The following is an 18,150-nucleotide window of genomic DNA, read 5'->3' as shown; positions in this document are numbered from 1 at the left end:
CCATGGTGCCCCCGGCTGACAAACTCCTGGACCATGGCGAACAGTGGACTGTGGGTCGGCATCCTCACTGCCTGACCGCGCTGGCAGCCAGCTATCTCACCGGGCGGGCGGCCTTCCGTGCAGCGCTGGCCCAGGCCCGAACACCGACGCCTACCGGGATTTCCGGGAAGCCTACGTCACGTTCATCGGCCTGGCGCGCGAAGCGCTGGAGGTCAAGGATGAGGAGATATAGCCCCTACGCCCGCACCCGCGCGGTCGTCGACGGGGTGGCCGGTGAGTTCCAGCTCTCTCCTGTCTCGTGCTGGAAATGTGGCTGTGAGAGGCATGGTTGGCCACGACATGGGCGAAGTACCGTGAGCGCATGGAACAACGCATCACTCTCGTCACGCTAGGAGTCTCCGATCTCGCTCGAGCCAAGGGCTTTTACGAAGCCTTGGGCTGGCGGGGACAAGAAGTCGAGGAGACCGTCTTCTTCCAGGCGGGCGGCCTGGGACTGGTCCTGTGGAGTCGCGACAAACTGGCGGAGGACTGCGGCCTGGAGCCCGGGCCGACGGTCGGCTTCGGCGGGATCGCCCTGGCACACAACGTCCGGTCCGAGGCGGAGGTTGATGCACTACTCGCGGCAGTGGAGCGGGCCGGCGGCACCATCACCAAGCCCGCGGCCGTCAACGCCATTGGCTTCTACTCCAGTGCCTTCGTCGATCCGGACGGCCACGCCTGGGAGATCGCGCACAACCCCGGGATCCCGCTCGCCGAGGACGGCTCGATCACCCTCCCCGACTTCGGCAGCCTCTAGGACTGCGCGCGGCCGGGCTGATTCATCCGTCCGTGGTGCGGATCGGCCCACAGCGTGGCGTTACCCCTGGCTCACCGGAACCCAGGCGGCCAGTTCGTTCCCGCCCGGCTCACGGAAGTGGAAACGCCGGCCGCCGGGAAAGTCGAACGCGTCGACCGTGACCGTGCCGCCCGCCTCGATCACGGCCCGCCGTGTCGCATCAAGGTCCTCGACCTCGATCACGGCCAACGGCGCGGCCGGGGCCTCGGAACGGTCCTGCTGAAAGCCGAGGCTGACACCGCTGCCGCAGTCCACGTCCGTGTATTCGGGGCCGTACGAGGTCGCGCCCCATCCGAAGACCGCCTGGAGGAACCGAGCCGACTGTGCAGCCGATGATGTAGGAAATTCGACCATCGTCAAACTGTTCATAAAAGACACCTTAGTTCTGCGGCCGCAGATGTCTGTCGACGAACGCGGTGACGTAGGCGCGGGTGAGGGCGTCGCAGCGGTCGCCGTCGAGGTCTTGGAGCGGGATGTTGAGTTGCTTGGCCAGCGGCGCCACATCGGTGAAGGAGGTGTGCTCCGTGCTGTCGACGGTCAACCAGCGCTTCCAGCCGGTCAGTTCACGCCAGGTATCGTCCCACGTCGGGTCGGGACCGCCGGGTACGTGACTGGGCTTGCCCAGCATCAGCATCGGACGATTCAGGGGTTTGGGGTGGGGATAGCGGAAGTTGCCGTCCATGTTGACCGCCGCCTTGAGGCGTGCGTCCGACAGCAGGGCCGGGATCGTGCTGAAGCCGCCGGCCGAGTGACCGACCATGGCGACGCGGTCGGTGTCGATCATTCCGCGTACCGCCACGCCGGTGACTTTCCGGTGAGCTCGTCGAGGACGAAGGACACGTCCGCGGCGCGAACGTCCCCCACCTTGGCAGAGTCCGGGTTCTTGCATATCGCGCAGCCGGTGGTGTGCCCGTCGGGAAACGTGATGCCGTTGGCCTCGTGGTTGTGGCCGATGCCCGCAACGACGTAGCCGCGGCCGGCCAGTTCCTCGGCGAGCCCGGTGAGTGTGGCGCGCGGCATTCCGAAGCCTGGGGAAAGGACGACGAGGGGGTGTTTGGCGGGGGTCTTCACCGGCTCGGCGTCGAGGGTGGAGTGGGTGCCCACGGTGCTCAACACATCAGGCGGCACGGGGATTCCGCCGGCCTCGACGTATGTCGTGGACTCCGCGGTGGTCATGTACGGCGAAGGCGTTGCGGAGGGATTCTCGGCCGGATACCAGAGGGAGACCATCAGTTCCCGCTGTGCGTCGGGCACCCATGGGTCTGCACGGTTCCGGTCTGTGAGGTGCACCGTGGTCATGCCTATCTGATGGTCACCGCCGGGCTCGGGCAGGCGCAGTGCGACCGGGGACGGCGGTGTCGGCGTCGGCGCCCGGTCGGCGTGGGCGGACGCGGTGAGCAAGGGGGACAAGGTGCCGACCATGACCGTGGCGGCGACCGCACCGGTCAGGAATCTGCGTCTCATGGACATCTCTCTCTGTCGAGGCCGCGTCGCGACAACCACGTCGTGACGCGATGCCCAAACGCTATGGTCCCCACCCGCGATCACACGGTTGCCGAGCAGTCGAAGAACTACAGGTACTCCACCAATCACCAGGTCGTCATCGATGCCGATACCCGGCTCGTCGTCGCCGTCGGTCGGCCGGTGCCCGGCAATCGCAACGACTGCAAGGCGTGGGGGCTGTCCGGTGCGAAGGACGCCGTCGGCAAGACCACCGTGATCGCTGACGGCGGCTACCGGGGAACCGGCCTGCTCATCCCGCACCGTCGCGGTCGTGGCCAGATCGAGTTGCCGGCTTGGAAGGAGCAACACAACGCATCGCACCGCAAAGTCCGCGCTCGCGTCGAGCACGTCTTCGCGCGTATGAAGAGCTGGAAGATCCTCCGCGACTGCCGCTTGAAAGGCGACGGCGTTCACCACGCCATGCTCGGTATCGCCCGCCTCCACAACCTTGCCCTCAGCAGCTGCTGAGCATGCCCATAACATCGCCTTTCATGGCTACAGTGATCGTGACCGTCGGGCTGGCGTTCATCGGCTACCTCGCGACGTACCTGAACGGGCTGCGCCTCGCACAGAGACAGGCCCGGCTCACGCGCGTCAACCAGCAGCTGAGTGACTTCTACGGGCCACTGTTCGCCCTGATGGAAGCCAACAGCCGCACCTACAACACCTTCTCGGACAAGTACGCCCGCCCCGACGGCCGCGACCCCTTCCGCCACGACACACCACCCACCGAGCAGGAACTTGCGGAGTGGCGCACCTGGGCCAGCACTGTCTTCATCCCCAACATTCAAGCCATGCGCGACGTGGTGGTCACCAAGGCCGACCTCCTCATCGAAGAGGAGATGCCCCAAGCCCTGCTCCAGCTCTGCGCCCACGTCTCGGGCTACGAGATCACGGCTGCGCGCTGGGCCCAAGGCAACTACGGGGAGCACCTCTCACTCATATCCTTCCCCGGACGGGAGCTCAGGGAGTACATCCGTGACCGGTTCGCCCAGCTCAAGAGCGAGCAGGCCCAGCTGCTGGGGCAAAGCGGAGCAGCCAACCGGAATCGGTGGGCGGGCCTGCTGGGGCGCTGAAGTGACGTCCCCCGCTTTGCGGGACAGCCTTTAGGAATCGACGGTGGTCCGGCCAACCACCTGAGGGATGTCATCGCGAGCGGTGGTACGTCCCTGGGCTGCATCCCCAGGGCTACACGCCGGGCTGCCACAGCCCCGGCGGGCGTCGTCATGCCCGGCCCGGTGGAAGCCGGGCGCGGACGCCGTGGCCACCGCCCGGCCACGGCCCGGTCGGCGCCGCGCGTCCAGTACGGCCTCAGGCATCGTGGACGACGTCCCCACTCCCCCATGGGCCATCGGACACGCTCAGCGAGGCGGCGTGACCAGCCCCATCTCATAGGCGGTGATCACGAGCTGGACCCGGTCCCGGGCGCCCAGCTTGGTGAGCAGCCGTGACAGATGCGACTTGGCGGTGGCCACGGTGATGAAGAGCTCCTCGGCGATCTCGGTGTTCGACCGGCCTCGTCCGACCAGGGTCAGCACTTCCCGTTCCCGCTCGGTGATGCCCTCGACCGGCCGTGGCGAGCGTTCCGGGGCGGCGGTCGCGGGGCGCCGGACGAAGTCCGCGATCAGACGGCGCGTCACACCCGGTGCGATGAGTGCGTCGCCGGCAGCGACCACGCGGATCGCCGCGAGGATGTCGTCCAGTGCCATGTCCTTGACCACGAACCCGCTCGCGCCGGCCCGGAGCGCACTGTAGACGTGGTCGTCCTCGTCGAAGGTGGTCAGGATGAGGACGCGGGGCGCTGCCGGACCGGCGGTGACCAGGCGAGTGGCCTCGATCCCGTCCATGCCGGGCATCCGGATGTCCATCACCACGACGTCGGGGCAGACGTCCCTGACCAGTTGGACCGCCTCGGCGCCGGTGGCGGCTTCGCCGACGACCTCCAGGTCGGGGTGGTCGGCCATGATCACGCGCAGACCGGACCGCACCAACGGCTGGTCGTCGGCGAGCACTATCCGGACGGTCATCGGGCTCCACCGGTACTCCTTCAAGATCGAAGATCGATAGGATGGCCGTATCTGCCCATTCCAGGAGGAAGAGGAAACCGTATGCCCGTCGTCATTGCGACGATCAAGACCAAGCCCGGCCGACGCGATGAGGTCCTGAACGCGTTCGAGAAGCACTCGCCGGCCGTTCATGCCGAGAACGGTTGCCAGCTGTACGCCGTCCACGTGGGAGCGGACCGCGTCACGGTAGTGGAGAAGTGGGCCGACCAGGCCGCCCTGGACGCCCACAGCCAGGGCCAGGCCCTCGGCGCGATTGCCACCGCGATCACCGATGCACTCGCCGAGCCCCTCGACATCGCCGTCATGGACGCCTTCCCGACCGGAGACCCGGCCAAGGGCCTGCTGTAGCTCCGTGCGCACGCCGCCGCAAGATCTCCGTATCGGAATGCGAGAGCTGCGGTCGACGCAAGGAGAATCCTGGACGGGGACGTGTCCCCCGGGGGAGAACCACGTACTTGCCTACGCGTGTGTCGGCTCCCCCCCGGGGGCGGGGCATACAGCGCCCCCGGTTCCTTTCTTAGCGGGATGTTAGATCTGGCGATCCAGCCTTGTTCCGGTCTGTCCGCGCGCGCATGCTCTGGGCACGTCATCACCCCTCCTGCCAGGGGTCTTCTCATCAGGAGCCGCCATGTCACCGTCCGCCAGCATGCGCGAAACACCACCCGGCGGCGAGCGCGCGAAGCGCCGTCTCGCCCTGGTCGGCGGGTCGCTCGGCAATCTCGTCGAGTGGTACGACTGGTTCATCTACGCGACCTTCGCGATCTACTTCGCCGACTCGTTCTTCCCGGGTGAGAACCCGACCGCCCAACTGATGAACACGGCGGGAATCTTCGCCGTCGGCTTTCTGATGCGGCCGGTCGGCGGCTGGATCCTCGGACGTGCCGCGGACCGTCACGGACGCAAGAGCGCGCTCACCCTCACCGTCGCCATGATGTCGGTGGCCGCCCTGCTCATCGCCGTCGCGCCCACCTACGGGCAGGCGGGCTACTTCGGCGCGCTGGTCCTGTTGCTGGCGCGGCTGTTGCAGGGCATGAGCATCGGCGGCGAGTACGCCGCGAGCGCCACCTACCTGACCGAGGCGTCGGCCCGCGGCCGCCGGGGGCTGGGCTCGTCGATGCAGTACGTGTCGATGACCTGCGGCCAGCTGCTCGGTCTGGGCATCCTCATCACCTTGCAGCACACCCTGAGCAAGGACGAGCTGGCGAGCTGGGGCTGGCGGATCCCGTTCGTGCTGGGAGCGCTCTTCGCGGTGGTGGTGTTCTGGCTGCGGCGCCGGCTGCAGGAGACCGAGGCGTTCACCGAGGTGTCCCGGGCCGACGGCCGGGGCCAGGACACCCGCGGCACGCTGAAGGCGCTGTGGCTGCACCGCCGTCAGGCCTTCCTGGTCATGGCGCTCACCCTCGGCGGCACGGTGGCCTATTACACGTACACCACGTATCTGACCAAGTACCTGATCGGCAGCGCGGGCATGGAGAAGTCCACCGCGACGCTGGTCAGCTTCACCTCGCTGACGGTCTTCGCCGTGCTGCAGCCCTTCGCCGGGGCGCTGTCGGACCGGATCGGCCGGCGTCCGCTGCTGATCACCTTCGCGGTCGGCTGTACCGTCGGCACCTACCCGATCATGACCGCGCTGCGGTCCGCGTCGTCGTACTGGCCGGCGCTGGGGCTGTCGCTGCTCGCGCTGGTGATCGTCACCGGGTACACCTCGATCAACGCGGCCGTGAAGGCGGAGCTGTTCCCCACCGGGGTGCGCGCCCTGGGTGTGGCGCTGCCTTACGGGATCGCCAACGCGCTCTTCGGCGGCACGGCGGAATACGTGGCGCTGTGGTTCAAGGACGCGGGCCACGAGAACCTGTTCTTCTGGTACGTGTCCGGGTGTGCGCTGGTCTCCCTGGTCACGTACGTCCTGATGCCGGACACCCGCGACGCCACGCTCAGCCAGGCCGAGGCCGAGGCCGAGTCTGCAACGGACGCGGTGCCGGGCGCTCCTGCGGAAGCCAGGGGCTGATCGTCCGCGGCTGCGGTCGCAGGCCGGGGCTCGGCGCCGGCCTGCGACCGCACCGTGTGGTCAGGTCCGCCTCTTCCGCGCAGGCTGCCGATGAGATATTCCAGGAGGCACACTGTCCCAGGTGACAGGGGGATGACAGAGGTAAACCCGCATGCATGCACTTCTCGTCGAGGACGACGACCGCATGGCCCACGCCCTGGGCACGGCCCTCGCACAGCGCGGGCACAGCGTCCGCAGGGTCGGCCGGGCCTCGGACGCGCTGCAGCATGCGCACGAGGCCGAGTTCGTGCTGCTCGACCTGGGCCTGCCGGACCTGGACGGCCTCGAGCTGCTGCGGCGGCTGCGGGTCCTCTGCAGCGCCCCCCTCATCGTGGTCACCGCCCGCTGCGAGGAGCGCGACATCGTGCAGGGCCTGCGTGCGGGCGCCGACGACTACGTGGTCAAACCCTTCCGGACCGCCGAGCTGATGGCCCGCATCGACGCCGTACGCCGCCGCACCGACACACCCTCCGGCAGCAGGGACACCGACGACGGAGACGGCGGCGAGCCGGTCCGCACCGGTGACGTCGAGATCGACCTGGCGGCCCGTACCGTCAGGGTGGCGGGGGCGGAGGTGCGGCTGACCCGCCGGGAGTACGACGTGCTGGCGTTCCTGGCCGCGCGGCCGGGCGAGGTGCACTCCCGCGAGGAGATCCTGGACCGCATCTGGGGCGATGTGTTCCTGGCCGCCTCGCGTTCCCTGGACGTCCATGTGGCGGGCGTCCGCGCCAAGACCGGCAGGCCGGGCCTGATCCGTACGGTGCGTGGGTTCGGCTACCAGCTGGGTGACGGGGGCCGGGGGGACGGTCCATGAGACGCAGGCTGCTGGCGGTGCTGATTGTGCTCATGGGAGCGGCGGTGCTGCTGCTCTCCGTTCCCTTGGCCGACACCCTCGCCCGGAGCAGGACGGAGCACCTGCTGCTCCAACGGCGGGCCGACGCGGTCCGGTTCGCCGATCTCGCCGACCGGGTGCGCACCCCGACCGACCGGGCCGAGCTGTCCGCCGAAATCGGCCGGTACGCCGAGCTGTACGGGGCGGGTGTGCTGGTCGTGGACGCGGCAGGACATGCGGTGGCACGGGCCGGGGCGGGCGCTCGGGCGGCGTCGGCCGACCGGGCGGTGGACGCCCGGAACCAGGCACTGACCGGCCGCCCGACAGCACAGTTGCCCACGGTACGGCCTTGGGGCCCGTCCACCGTGGTGCTGGCCGAGCCCGTGGGCCAGGACGAGCGCGTGAGCGGAGCGGTGGTGCTGGCCGCCCCCACCGACGCGGCGCGCCGGGACGTGGCCGTGCGCTCCGCGCTCATCGCCGCGGGTGCGCTCGCCGCTTTCATCACGGCGGCCCTGGTCGCGGTGGGCATCACCCGGTGGCTGCTGCGCCCGGTCCGTGACCTGGACCGGGCCGTGGAAGGACTGGCCGCCGGCAGCCTCCAGGCGCGGGCCGCCTCCGACACCGGGCCGCCCGAACTGCGCCGTCTGCGGCAGCACTTCAACAGCATGGCGGAGGCGGTGACCGCCTCCCTCAACCGCCAGCGTGACTTCGTCGCCGACGCCTCCCACCAGCTGCGCAACCCCTTGGCCACCCTCGTGCTCCAGCTCGAGAACATCGAACCGCACCTCCGCCCCGGCCCCGGCCGGGCCGAGGTCTCCCGCGCACTCGACGAGGCCGAACGGCTGGGGGAACTGCTCGACGGGCTGCTCGCACTGGCCCGGGTGGAGTCCGGCACCGCCGAACTGACCGAGCAGGATCTGTCGGCGGCGGTGCAGGAGCGGGTGACAGCCTGGGGCTCCGTCTTCCACAAGGCCGGTATCGAGCTGACCGCCGATGTCGCCGACGGCCTGCACGGACGGGTCCTGCCCGACGCGGTGGGCCGCATCCTGGACGCGCTGCTGGACAACGCCGCCAAGTTCGTACCGCCCGGAGGCCGGGTCGAGGTGCACGCCACGCTGCGGGACGGCGCTGTCGTGGTACGTGTCGCCGACGACGGCCCAGGAGTGCCCGAGGACCAACTGCCCACACTGCTGCGCCGCTTCGTCCGCGGGGCCCAGCATCAGAACACGCCCGGCAGCGGGCTGGGACTGGCCATCGCCGACGAGATCGCCCGCCTCAGCGGCGGCCGGCTCTCCGTCGGCCACCACGCACCGCGGGGCCTGGCGGTGGAGCTGCTGCTGCCGGAGAGCGCGGAGAGACCATGACCGAGTGGTTCCCGCCCATGACCGCCTGGTTCCCGCCGCCGTTCCGCGCCGCCGGTTATCCGTACGCGGAGCGGTAGTAGGCGACCGCGCCCGGGTGCAGCGGCACGCCTCCGGTGGAGATGGCGAAGCGGGGCTCCAGCCGCGCCCCCGCCGTGACGTCCCGCAGCAGGTCGCGCCACCGGTCGAAGACCACCTCGAGCAGCTCGCGCACCGCACCTTCCGGCACATCCGACCGCGCCACCAGGTAGTTGCCGACGCCGATGGTGCCCACGGGCTCCCGCAGTCCGTACGCCCCGGCGGGAAGCGTGACCGCCGAGTACACCGGGCCGTAGCGCTCGCGCAGCGGGCCCACGAAGCCGTCCAGCGGCAGGAAGCGCAACGGCATGGTCCGCGCGAGCTCGGACAGCGCGGGCGTCGGCACGCCTCCGGACCAGATCAGCGCATCGACCGTGCCCGCGCGCAGGGCCCGCCCCGACTCGGCGAGGCCGAGCTGCCGCTCGCGCACCGCTCGGTCCCCGGTCAGCCCGGCCACCGTCAGCAACCGCCGCGCCAGCACCTGCACTCCCGACCCTGACGCGCCCGCGGCGACCGGTCGCCCGGCAAGTGCCCGGACCGTTCGCACCGGCCCGTGCGCGGGGACGACGAGGTGGGTGTAGTTCACATAGACCCGGGCCAGCGCCCTGACCGGAACCGGCCGGGAGAACTCCGCCCGCCCGTGCACCGCGTCCTCGGCGATATCCGCCATCGCCAGCGCCAGCTCCACCGAACCCCGATCGATCCGGCGCAGATTGTCCACGCTCGCCGAAGTGCCCACGGGCACGACCTCCAGCCGGTGACCGCTCGCGCGGACGGCCTCGGCCAGCGCCCGGCCGAGGGCGTGGTACGGCCCGCCCTGCGGCCCCGTCGCGAACCGCAGCCGCCGTACGGGTCCGGATTCCGCCGCACACCCGGCCAGCACGGCGACGAGCCCGCCGACGCCGATCCCCAGCAGACTCCGGCGGTCGAGCCCCGCATCCGCGCTGGTCACGGGCGGAGTGTAACCACGAACCGCACAGGGCGGCCAGGCTTCGAGGCGGCGGGTACGGGCGGGGCGGGCGGCTGGTCACGGAGCGGTCGGGGCGCTCTGCGGTGCGCCGGGAGATCGTCAGGTCGGCGGCGATCTCCTTGTCGGTCTTCCTTGGGCGAGCGGCTCCGCGCCCCGGCCCACCGGCCAGGCTCCCTGCAGCACCGGCCACCTGGCCATCGCCACGAGCAGCGCGGTCTGCCTGGCGCCCCTCTCCCGTTGCCGTACTGCTCGGGCCGACGGCGCGATCGCCGCGAGGCGGCACACCTGGACCGACGATCGGCGATCCCCACGAAACTGCCTAGTCAACCCCGTAGCCGTGCTCGGACAGGTCGAACCAATTGCCCTCAGGATCGATGGCGCGGAATTCGGCGTAGGGGCGCGGGGAGGCCCGGCGTTCGGGTGGCTCGACGGGTTCGTTCGCCAATTCTGAGCAGAGTCGGCCGATGTCGTCGACGTGGAATCCGAAGTGGTTTATTCCGGCGGGGGCCTCGCCGCCCATATCGAGCTTGAGCAGGGCCAGGGTGAGATAGCCGTCATGAAGGAAATGATTACCGGACTCGTCGGCGGCGAGCAATTCCATACCGAAGCGCTCTCGATAGAAACGCGCCAGCTCTGCCGGCTGCCGGGCGTACAGGGCAAGATGACGAATTCTGGGCACAGGCACGAGAGGGTACTCCTTTCTCTATCGGCGTCAGTTGGCCTTGGTTTCCTGTTGTCTTCTGTGTCTGCCGCCAGCCGCCGTTATTGACGGACCGGCAGCATGTTGATGAAGGCGACGATGAGCCAGTTCTCCGGTCGGCGCTCCAATACCGCCTGGGCGTGCAGAACGAGAGCGGCGCCCGATTTCCGGGCGTGCACCTTGTTCTCCACCCGCGCCACGGAGAAGTCCGGCCGGAGATGGGTCACCCGCAGGACGGTCACCGTCAGGCGGGTTCCCGCATAAACCGTGGCGAACAGGCGCCGGTGAGCCGCGGCAATCTGCGCGCTGCCGCGGTAATGGTCGGCGCGTACGGAGGTGAAATCCGCGTCGACGGAGAAAACCCGGCCGAAGGCATCGGCGTCGGACCGGGCCCAGGCCGTCTCCAGGGCCAGGAAAGCGGACCGCATCTCCGCCGCGTCGGCATCGGCCGCGGTCATGCCGGCACGCCCCTTTCGCGGTGCTCGTGGAGCTGGATGCGCAGCGGGGCGCAGGCCGTTGCGTCGGGGCCACCAGCTGGGCGCCAGGCTCCCAGCGTGTAGCAGAGCAGGCCCTCCTGGCGCTCCACGTAGCAGATCATGTTCACCAGCCAGCCGGTGCTGGCGAACATATAGGCGTCCATAGGCGTCGGTGCTTCGCTGATTCGCAGGCCGCGTTCGCTCGGTGGGCCGATCCGGTGCCAGTCGGGATGCAGATGGATCGAACCGAGCACCTCCAGGCCCTGTGCGGCCGCCTGGCGGTGGATGCGCAGCAGATCGCGCGAATCGCACCAGAATCCGCGGTGGATGTTGTCGTAGGCCGTCCCGAAGCGCGGGACGATCGTCGTGCGGAACTCTTCCGTGGCGGTCCGGTCCGCGGACCGGGCGTTGCGCGCGAACTCTGTCGCGGCGATCAGCGCCCGGCCGTTGCGGAGGGTGCCCAAGAGGAGGGCGAAGGACGAGGGGGGCTCGGCAGGCGAGCACCCCTCGTACGCCTCGAAGGCGGCGTGCAGAAACGGCTCGAGCGTCCCGTGGCTCACCGCGACGGTGGTGCACCGCGCAGCCTCGCCCCCGGACGATCCGGCCCTCCGCCCGGTGATCTCAGAGCTCACAGACCGGCCTTCGCCGCCGCCCCCGGGACTGCGGTGTCCCACACGTCGCCGTACAGCCAGTTGCCGCGCGCCTGTGGGTCGCGGCTGGTGTAGTACTCCCGGTAGGCGCTCAGGATTTCGTCGACGGACAGCGATCCGTCGCCGTTGACGTCGAGCTTTTCGAAGGCGAGCTGCCGGTTTTCCGGGGAACTCCCCATGGCCTTCTGGAAGCAGAGGAATTCCTCGGCGTTGACGGTGCCGTCGCCGTCGCGGTCGCAGACACGCCAGATGGCCTCGGCCAGCGGCCGGAACAGGACGTCGAACTGCTCGGGTTGGTCACCGAACACGCCGATGATTCCCTTGCGCCATTCCTCGGGGCTGACCCTTCCGTCCCCGTCGAAATCGAGATGCTGCAGGATGTTGTGCATGAACTCCTGGTAGCTCTTGAAGAGGCCTACCGCCGGTTCCGAATCGATGGGGATATGTTGGTGAGCGATGATCCTGGCCGCCATTGCCAGCACATCAGCTTCGTCGAAGAATCCGTCTCCGTCGACGTCCACATGTCCGAAACAGACGTCAATCTTTCGCTCCAGCAGATCGCCCTCGGCACGCCGGTCCACCATAAGGAAACCCCACCCCTTCGGTCTCGTATTCGTTTGCCCTTTCAGGCTCTCGGGTCGAGATTTCCCAGCTCCCTCTTAAGGAAAACTGTGACAGGGATACATTTCAATAGATGGATAATCGGATAAGTAAGCTGCTGGGGGCGGGGTGCCCTTCCGGTGCCCGAGATCGTGCAGACGGCCGAGCCGCTGCGCCACACAGGCACATGATCCGCCGGACAGGCTCTGACAACGGCCGGGCTGCGTGTTCTTTGAGCCGCGCCCAACAGCATGCCCCGGCGCCCGCCACCGCCCGGCCCGGTGCGGATACCAGGCAGACGCAGACGGCCCGCCCGTCACCCCGGTCACCGCACCGAGCGCAGCCAGGTTGGTGGTCCGCCAGGTTGGTGGTCCGCCAGGTTGGTTGTCTGTGCAGTCCCATAGTCTGCGCTCATGACCACCACGGAGTCCGGAGCCTCTTCGAGCGCAGCTCTTGAGGAGTGCCTCTCCTTGATGGACGGGCTGCTCGCACAGCCCTTCCCGGAGACGAACTTCCATGACGACACCGGGTGCGGTGGCCCTGAGCATCGTGTGCGCATCCTCCGAGCCAGTCAGGACTTTGGGGTTGACGGCGACGGCCACGCTGCGCGCGAGGCCGACGCCGGCCTGCGGGAATGCCTCGATGCCCTGAGCGCAGCGCTCACGACACGCTGGGGCGAGCCGCGCGTCGTCGACCTGTGGCCGTATTCGAAAGCCGGCTACGAGGGGGAGGCGGTGTCCGAACCGATCAACTTCCTGAGCCAGCTGGCGGGCAGCATGCAGGTGTGGACGCACCAGGGGTCCGGCCGTTGGCTCGCGCTCACCATCGGCCAGGAAGACAAGGAGCTGCCGCTCGAACTGCTTGCCGCGGTCGGCCGGACCGCTGTGTTTGATCCAAGCGCGGACAGCCGGTCATGAGCGGAGCCAGTGGGAATGCGGAAATCCAGGCTGCGGGCCTAGGACACAGGGTCCGGACTGGCGTCGTCGGTGCTGGTGAAGGCCCTCGGCAGGTGCCGCAGGGCGAAGGCGCCGAGTGCGGCGTGGAGGATGCCTGCGATGACGGCGGCGAGGTGCAGACCGGTGACGAAGGCTGACTTCGCTTCGCCGATGACCGCGGCAGTGAGGCCGGGGACCTGCAGGGTTTCGTTGAGGGTACCGGCGACGCCGGGCCCCTGGAGCCGGAAGATCAGGGCGGCGAGCGAGCCGAGGAGCGCGATGCCGAGGGCGTTGCCGATCTCGTTGCTGGTCTCGGCGATTGCTGCCGCGGACCCTGCGCGTTCGGCGGGAACCGCGGCCACGGCGGTGTCGGCGACGACGCTGAAGGAGATGCCGTAGCCGAGGCCGGCGATGACGGTGGCGGCCACGTACCAGCCGATACCACTGGAGACGCTGGTGACCAGCAGCAGGAGCAGACCGGCGGCGATGAAGCAGTGGCAGCCGATGAGCGCTGTCCGTGTGCCGGTACGCGCGACCAGTGCCGGTGTGACGATGCAGGTGACGGTGAGCACAGCCGCGCCCGGCAGCGCGACGAGAGCCGCGTCCAGGACCGTCAGTCCAAGGACGGACTGGAGGTAGATGCCGCCGAGGTAGGCCATTGCCGACCATGCGGCCAGAGGCAGCAGCCCGGTGAGGGCCGCGATCGTGAACACCCGGTCGCGGAAGAGGCTGAAGTCGATCAGCGGGTGCGCGAGGCGGAGTTGCCGCCGCGCGAACCAGCCCAGGGTGACGATGCCGACGATCCCTGTGGCCACCGGCGTCGCGGTCAGCCCCTCCGTGGCGCCGTGCTTGATCGCGTAGACGGTCAGCAGGATGCCTGCGGCGGAGAGCACCACGCTCAGGACGTCGATGCGGCCGGTCCGGGTGGCACGTACCTCGCGGAGCAGGACCGGGGCCAGGACCAAGAAGAGCACGACGACGGGGAGATTGATCAGGAACACCGACCCCCACCAGAAGCTGCTCAGCAGTTGTCCGCCGACGACCGGGCCGATCGCGAAGCCGGCGGCGAAGGTGGCTGCGAAGATCCCGATCGCTTTCGCCCGCCGGCGCGGGTCGGTGAACAGTTCGCTGAGTACCGCCAGCGCCGACGGCAGCAGCGTGGCACCGGCCGCACCCGTCAACGCCCGGAAGGCGATCAGCAGTTCCGGCCCAGGGGCGAACGCCGCTCCCGCCGAGGCCGCGCCGAACACCGCCGTGCCGGTCATCAGAAGCTTCAGCCGCCCGTACCGGTCGCCGATGTTCCCGAACGCGATGAGCAGGGACCCGACGGCGAATCCGTAGACATCCAGGATCCACAACGTCTGATCGGCAGTCGGCGACAGCGACTCCGAGATCTTGGTCATCGCCAGAAACAGGACCGAGCCGTCCATCGCGACCAGCAGTACCGGGCCGAGTACCACCAGCAGGCCGAGCCACGCCCGGGGGCCGGGTGAGTGAGAAACACGCTGTGCATTCATGCCACCGACGGTGCGATGCCGTCCGCCCGGCAACCATCCCCCCGTCATGGGTACACCTCACAGGGACACCCAGGCAGGGACCGCGGCACCTACGCTCAACGTCATGGAACTGGAGAGTCTCGGGGCCTATCTCAAGTCCCGCCGCCACCGGGTCACACCCGCCGACGTCGGACTGCGCACCTACGGCACCTCCCGCCGGGTACCGGGCCTGCGCCGCGAGGAACTCGCCCAACTCGCCGGAGTGAGCGTCGGCTACTACACGCGACTGGAGCAAGGTCAAACCGGTACTGCCTCCCCACAGGTCCTCAATGCGCTCGCCAACGTGCTCCAGCTCGATCCGGCCCAGACCGCCCACCTGCACAACCTCGCACGTCAGCCCACCACACCGCGCCTGGTCCGCCCCCGCCCGGAATGGCCGCAGCAACGGGTGCTCGCGCTCCTGGAGTCCCTGGGAGACCGCACGCCGGCCGTCGTGCTCGGCCGCCGCGGCGACGTGTTGGCCTGGAACCGCACCGGACATGCCCTCGTCGCCGAGCACATCGACTTCACGGCTCCCCACGATCCCGCGCGACGGCCGTCCATCCCACGGATGTTCTTCCTCGACCCCCTCACCCAAGAGCTTCACCGGAACTGGGACGAACTCGCCCGAATCCACGTGGCCTATCTGCGGCTCACCGCGGGCCGGTATCCCACCGACGCCCGGCTGGCCGAACTGATCGGCGAACTCGCCATGCGGAGCCGGGACTTCGCCAAGCTGTGGGCCGAGGGCGACGTCGCGGACTGCACCGTGGGCACCATGCACCTGCAGCACCCGACCGTCGGTGACATCGATATCGACTACCAGGTGTGGCTCCAGCCCGACAGCCCCGACCACCGGCTGGAGGTCTACACACCCAACGACACCGCCTCGGCCGACGCACTGCGCCTGTTGTCCAACCAAGTCGCCGGGCAGCAGAAACCCGGGGCCGCGGCCCGCGCCGAGGCGGCCCGGCATCTGGACAGGTAGCCACGGCGAACTGCTTCGTCACGAGCGTGCGAACGCCGGCGCCCAAGAGCCGCTGCACACTCGCGATGGCGGGTCTGACCTGCTACAGGCCTGGTGAGCGGTCCCGGCAGCTCTCCACAGTCCGGGAGATCCGACCGACGTCGTCCGGTCGCCGGCCACCAGCTTGGCCCCGGGTACGTGATTCTCCAGGCATGGGCCTGACGGTGTCGCTCGTCCGGCGACAGGAGACGATGCAGCCCACACCGGCGCACGAAAGCGAGCACCTACATGACGGAACCCGCACCGATGGACCTGATCCACCTCGCCGATCCGGACGGGAACCGCTGTATCGTGCGCGTCACGGGACGGTCCAGGCCAGGCGTGCTGACCGGCCACGACATTCTGTGCGCGGACGTGCTGGCCTCCGCGAGCTTCGTCGACGCCCGGCTCGACCTCTCCCTCCGCCACGAGGACCTGGACGCCTGGGAGCAGGAGCTGTCCCGCCTGGAACCCGGCCGAACAGTCGGCATCGGCTCAGGCCGCGCCCTGAGCCTCGACATCCACATGCACGGAGACGACTGGCTGACGATCCAGGTCAGCGATCCGGACCGCCTGACGACGGTCCTGGGAATCCGGCCCCAGGGAGACTGGATCGCCGAGCACCGCGGGCGCCTGGAACGGGTCCGGCTGGCCTGGCCCCGCGAAGTCGTCGAGACGGCCCCGGGAGCCTACGAGTGGAGCCCCAACCGCGGGCGGTGACCACCTGAGCCGGCAGTCAGAGGCGGCGCACCCGCCCGGCTATCCCGTGCCCGATGAGCAGGTAGAGCACGGCGGGCAAGCCGTAATTGAGGGCGACGCGCAGCCCTTCGGTGTCCATGGTGAAGATGTCCCGCGCCCACCAGGCGAGCGAGTCGGCAACGCCTTCGATGAACTGGACGAAGGCGTTGCCCTGATTCGCTCCGAGCAGGTAGAGCAGGATCCACAGCGCCAGGAACGCGGCGGCGATGTCGGCAACGGTGTGGACGATCAGGGCTGTCCGCTGGGCGGCGGTGCCGCCCCGCCCCCGGTTGTACTGATCATTCATCGGCGTGGAGTCGGGGACGTTGCTCAGTGGAGTCGCAATCTGGCGCGGGCAGCGCCTGGACGGCACGGCCGAGTGATGACGGCCAGGGCGGCCACCCCCCACGGGAGTCGCCCTGGCCGTGATCGCGTACGGGGCGCTCATCCGCGCCCCGTACCCAGTTCTGCGCCGGCGGTGTGCTGCGCGTTACTCGGCCAGGCCCCGCACCTTCGGCGATCACTTGTCCGCGCACGAGGGAGGCCGGGCCCCGCCTCCCTGAGGAGCCGGGGTCGGGGCCTGGGCCTACGGAGTTCTCACCGGAGCGTCACCCGTCACCGGTCGCTGGTGACCGTGACCGGTTGGTCGTTCTTCAGCTCGTTGACGAGCTGCTTGACCTTGGGCATGTCCCAGGCAAGGTTGCCGCCGACGCTGCCGGAGAGGGGCATGTTCATCGACTTGCCCTCGCCGCTGTTGACATCCTTCATGGCGAAGAACATCTTGGCCAGCAGGTAGGGGTTCATGTCCTTGTCGACGACGAGGGTGTCCAGGCCCGCACCCATGACGGGGTAGAGCTCGAACGGGTTCAGGAGCGTGCCGGGCGAGGCCGCCTGGTTCGCGAGCGCGGCCAGGAACTTCTGCTGGTTCTTGGTGCGGTCCAGGTCACTGCCGGCGAAGGCGTGCCGGGTACGGACGTACGCGAGCGCCTGGGCGCCGTTCAGGGTCTGCTTGCCTGCCTTGAAGTCGGCGCCCGACCACTTGTCCTTGAAGCCCTTGTCGAGGTTCATCTCGACGCCGCCCATGGCCTCGACAATGTTCGCGAAGCCGGTGAAGCCGATCTCGGCGTAGTGGTCGATGTGCAGCCCGGTGTTGTACTCGATCGTGCGGACCAACAGCTGTGGGCCGTCGTAGGCGTATGCGGCGTTGAGTTTGTTGGCGCCCATCGCGGCCCGGGTCCGGCCGGACTCGGAGCCGCGGAACTTCGGGATGGTGACGTTCGAGTCGCGCGGCAGGGAGATCAGCGTCGGGCCGTTGGAGCCGACGTGCAGGATCATCATCGAGTCGGTCCGCTGGCCCGCCTCGGCGGTGCCGCCGGTGTGCAGGGACTTGCGCTGGACCGCCGACATGCCCTTGCGGCTGTCCGAGCCGACGATCAGGTAGTTGGTGCCGTCGCCCTCTGCGGGGCGCTCGATGACCTTGCTGAGGTCGACGTCCTTGTGCAGCTGGGAGTCGGCCCACACATACGTGCCGCCGGCCACCACGAGAAGGATCACGAGGACGGATATCAGAATCCGCTTGGCCTTACCGCCCCGGCGGGGATACCGCCCGGCGTCGTACGGGCCGCTGCCCCTTGGCTGAGGCGGCACCGACGGCCGCTGGGGTTCCGTGACATGCGTCGCGTCCGGGCGAGGTGTGGCATGCCCGCGCTGATACCGGTCCTGAAAATCGACGTTCCTGCCGTCGGGCCTCTGATTCATGCCCGGCAGTGTGCATTCCTCAGCACCCCCCGAAAGCAAATCGAGGAACGGGCTGACACT

At 69.1% G+C, this 18,150-nt stretch carries 21 protein-coding genes and 1 pseudogene; 10 read left to right on the top strand and 12 right to left on the bottom strand.

The window, feature by feature from the left end; translation table 11 throughout:
* The first annotated feature begins 361 nt into the window (after positions 1–361).
* Positions 362–796: a VOC family protein gene (locus ADL29_RS07860; RefSeq protein ID WP_053922995.1), complete on the top strand. Its 435-nt coding sequence runs from the start codon at positions 362–364 to the stop codon at positions 794–796.
* 60 nt (positions 797–856) lie between these two features.
* On the opposite strand, the gene ADL29_RS07855 is transcribed toward ADL29_RS07860, so the two are convergent.
* From ADL29_RS07855 to ADL29_RS07845, 3 genes are read right to left on the bottom strand one after another with little or no spacing between them, the layout of a single operon-like run.
* Positions 857–1,204: a VOC family protein gene (locus tag ADL29_RS07855; RefSeq protein ID WP_053922994.1), complete on the bottom strand. Its 348-nt coding sequence runs from the start codon at positions 1,202–1,204 to the stop codon at positions 857–859.
* A 10-nt stretch (positions 1,205–1,214) separates the two neighbouring features.
* A complete protein-coding gene (locus ADL29_RS07850; RefSeq protein ID WP_107094918.1) occupies positions 1,215–1,634 on the bottom strand; it encodes an alpha/beta hydrolase in 420 nt (139 codons plus the stop codon).
* Positions 1,616–2,299: an alpha/beta hydrolase gene (locus ADL29_RS07845; protein ID WP_157878422.1), complete on the bottom strand. Its 684-nt coding sequence runs from the start codon at positions 2,297–2,299 to the stop codon at positions 1,616–1,618. The genes ADL29_RS07850 and ADL29_RS07845 overlap by 19 nt, the downstream gene beginning before the upstream one ends.
* A 63-nt stretch (positions 2,300–2,362) precedes the next feature.
* Here ADL29_RS07845 and ADL29_RS07840 point away from each other — a divergent pair.
* Positions 2,363–2,806 (top strand): annotated as a pseudogene (locus tag ADL29_RS07840) (transposase); the annotation flags it as partial.
* Positions 2,807–2,829: 23 nt separating this feature from the next.
* Positions 2,830–3,414, top strand: a complete 585-nt coding sequence (locus ADL29_RS07835; RefSeq protein ID WP_053922991.1) for a hypothetical protein — start codon at positions 2,830–2,832, stop codon at positions 3,412–3,414.
* 285 nt (positions 3,415–3,699) lie between these two features.
* Here the strand turns inward: ADL29_RS07835 and ADL29_RS07830 are convergent, their stop codons facing one another.
* Positions 3,700–4,365, bottom strand: coding sequence for a response regulator (locus ADL29_RS07830; protein ID WP_053922990.1), 666 nt, complete (start codon positions 4,363–4,365; stop codon positions 3,700–3,702).
* An 81-nt stretch (positions 4,366–4,446) separates the two neighbouring features.
* Between ADL29_RS07830 and ADL29_RS07825 the strand changes: the two genes are divergently transcribed.
* The 4 genes from ADL29_RS07825 (at position 4,447) to ADL29_RS07810 (ending at position 8,647) form a co-directional block, all read left to right on the top strand.
* Positions 4,447–4,752, top strand: a complete 306-nt coding sequence (locus ADL29_RS07825) for a putative quinol monooxygenase (protein WP_053922989.1) — start codon at positions 4,447–4,449, stop codon at positions 4,750–4,752.
* 298 nt (positions 4,753–5,050) lie between these two features.
* Positions 5,051–6,412 carry an MFS transporter gene (locus ADL29_RS07820; protein WP_245689216.1) on the top strand — a complete coding sequence of 454 codons (1,362 nt, stop codon included), beginning with the start codon at positions 5,051–5,053 and terminating at the stop codon, positions 6,410–6,412.
* Between the two features lie 151 nt (positions 6,413–6,563).
* Positions 6,564–7,265: a response regulator transcription factor gene (locus ADL29_RS07815; RefSeq protein WP_053922987.1), complete on the top strand. Its 702-nt coding sequence runs from the start codon at positions 6,564–6,566 to the stop codon at positions 7,263–7,265.
* Positions 7,262–8,647: a sensor histidine kinase gene (locus ADL29_RS07810; protein ID WP_053922986.1), complete on the top strand. Its 1,386-nt coding sequence runs from the start codon at positions 7,262–7,264 to the stop codon at positions 8,645–8,647. Before ADL29_RS07815 ends, ADL29_RS07810 begins: the two co-directional genes overlap by 4 nt.
* A 55-nt stretch (positions 8,648–8,702) precedes the next feature.
* Here ADL29_RS07810 and ADL29_RS07805 read toward each other — a convergent pair whose 3' ends face one another.
* The 5 genes from ADL29_RS07805 to ADL29_RS07785 form a co-directional block, all read right to left on the bottom strand.
* Entirely contained in the window at positions 8,703–9,674 is a 972-nt protein-coding gene (locus ADL29_RS07805; RefSeq protein WP_063788414.1) for a TAXI family TRAP transporter solute-binding subunit, read from the bottom strand.
* Positions 9,675–10,011: 337 nt separating this feature from the next.
* Complete coding sequence (locus tag ADL29_RS07800) at positions 10,012–10,377, bottom strand: VOC family protein (protein ID WP_078970825.1); 366 nt, start codon at positions 10,375–10,377, stop codon at positions 10,012–10,014.
* A gap of 77 nt (positions 10,378–10,454) precedes the next feature.
* On the bottom strand, positions 10,455–10,850 hold the full coding sequence (locus ADL29_RS07795) for an SgcJ/EcaC family oxidoreductase (protein ID WP_053922984.1): 396 nt from the start codon (positions 10,848–10,850) through the stop codon (positions 10,455–10,457).
* Positions 10,847–11,428, bottom strand: coding sequence for an MPN domain-containing protein (locus tag ADL29_RS07790; protein WP_157878421.1), 582 nt, complete (start codon positions 11,426–11,428; stop codon positions 10,847–10,849). Before ADL29_RS07790 ends, ADL29_RS07795 begins: the two co-directional genes overlap by 4 nt.
* 68 nt (positions 11,429–11,496) lie before the next feature.
* Positions 11,497–12,099, bottom strand: a complete 603-nt coding sequence (locus tag ADL29_RS07785) for an EF-hand domain-containing protein (protein ID WP_169795203.1) — start codon at positions 12,097–12,099, stop codon at positions 11,497–11,499.
* Between the two features lie 432 nt (positions 12,100–12,531).
* Here ADL29_RS07785 and ADL29_RS07780 point away from each other — a divergent pair, with 432 nt between their 5' ends.
* Complete coding sequence (locus ADL29_RS07780) at positions 12,532–13,035, top strand: hypothetical protein (protein ID WP_063788413.1); 504 nt, start codon at positions 12,532–12,534, stop codon at positions 13,033–13,035.
* A gap of 38 nt (positions 13,036–13,073) precedes the next feature.
* On the opposite strand, the gene ADL29_RS07775 is transcribed toward ADL29_RS07780, so the two are convergent.
* Positions 13,074–14,570 carry an MFS transporter gene (locus ADL29_RS07775; RefSeq protein ID WP_053922980.1) on the bottom strand — a complete coding sequence of 499 codons (1,497 nt, stop codon included), beginning with the start codon at positions 14,568–14,570 and terminating at the stop codon, positions 13,074–13,076.
* 103 nt (positions 14,571–14,673) lie between these two features.
* Here ADL29_RS07775 and ADL29_RS07770 point away from each other — a divergent pair, with 103 nt between their 5' ends.
* Positions 14,674–15,576 (top strand): helix-turn-helix transcriptional regulator, encoded by a 903-nt coding sequence (locus tag ADL29_RS07770; RefSeq protein ID WP_053922979.1) that lies wholly within the window; start codon positions 14,674–14,676, stop codon positions 15,574–15,576.
* A 267-nt stretch (positions 15,577–15,843) separates the two neighbouring features.
* Entirely contained in the window at positions 15,844–16,314 is a 471-nt protein-coding gene (locus ADL29_RS07765) for a DUF5959 family protein (RefSeq protein WP_063788412.1), read from the top strand.
* 16 nt (positions 16,315–16,330) lie between these two features.
* Here the strand turns inward: ADL29_RS07765 and ADL29_RS07760 are convergent, their stop codons facing one another.
* Both ADL29_RS07760 and ADL29_RS07755 read right to left on the bottom strand, forming a co-directional pair.
* Positions 16,331–16,639, bottom strand: coding sequence for a hypothetical protein (locus tag ADL29_RS07760; RefSeq protein WP_053922977.1), 309 nt, complete (start codon positions 16,637–16,639; stop codon positions 16,331–16,333).
* 308 nt (positions 16,640–16,947) lie between these two features.
* The gene (locus tag ADL29_RS07755; RefSeq protein ID WP_053922976.1) at positions 16,948–18,090 is read right to left on the bottom strand and encodes an LCP family protein; all 1,143 of its coding nucleotides are present in this window, start codon (positions 18,088–18,090) and stop codon (positions 16,948–16,950) included.
* Between the last annotated feature and the right edge of the window lie 60 nt (positions 18,091–18,150).

The sequence above is a fragment of the Streptomyces chattanoogensis genome (assembly GCF_001294335.1).
GTDB classification, from domain to species: Bacteria; Actinomycetota; Actinomycetes; order Streptomycetales; family Streptomycetaceae; genus Streptomyces; species Streptomyces chattanoogensis.
The sequence above is the reverse complement of the archived record's forward strand: the minus strand, read 5'-3'. Positions and strand labels throughout refer to the sequence as shown.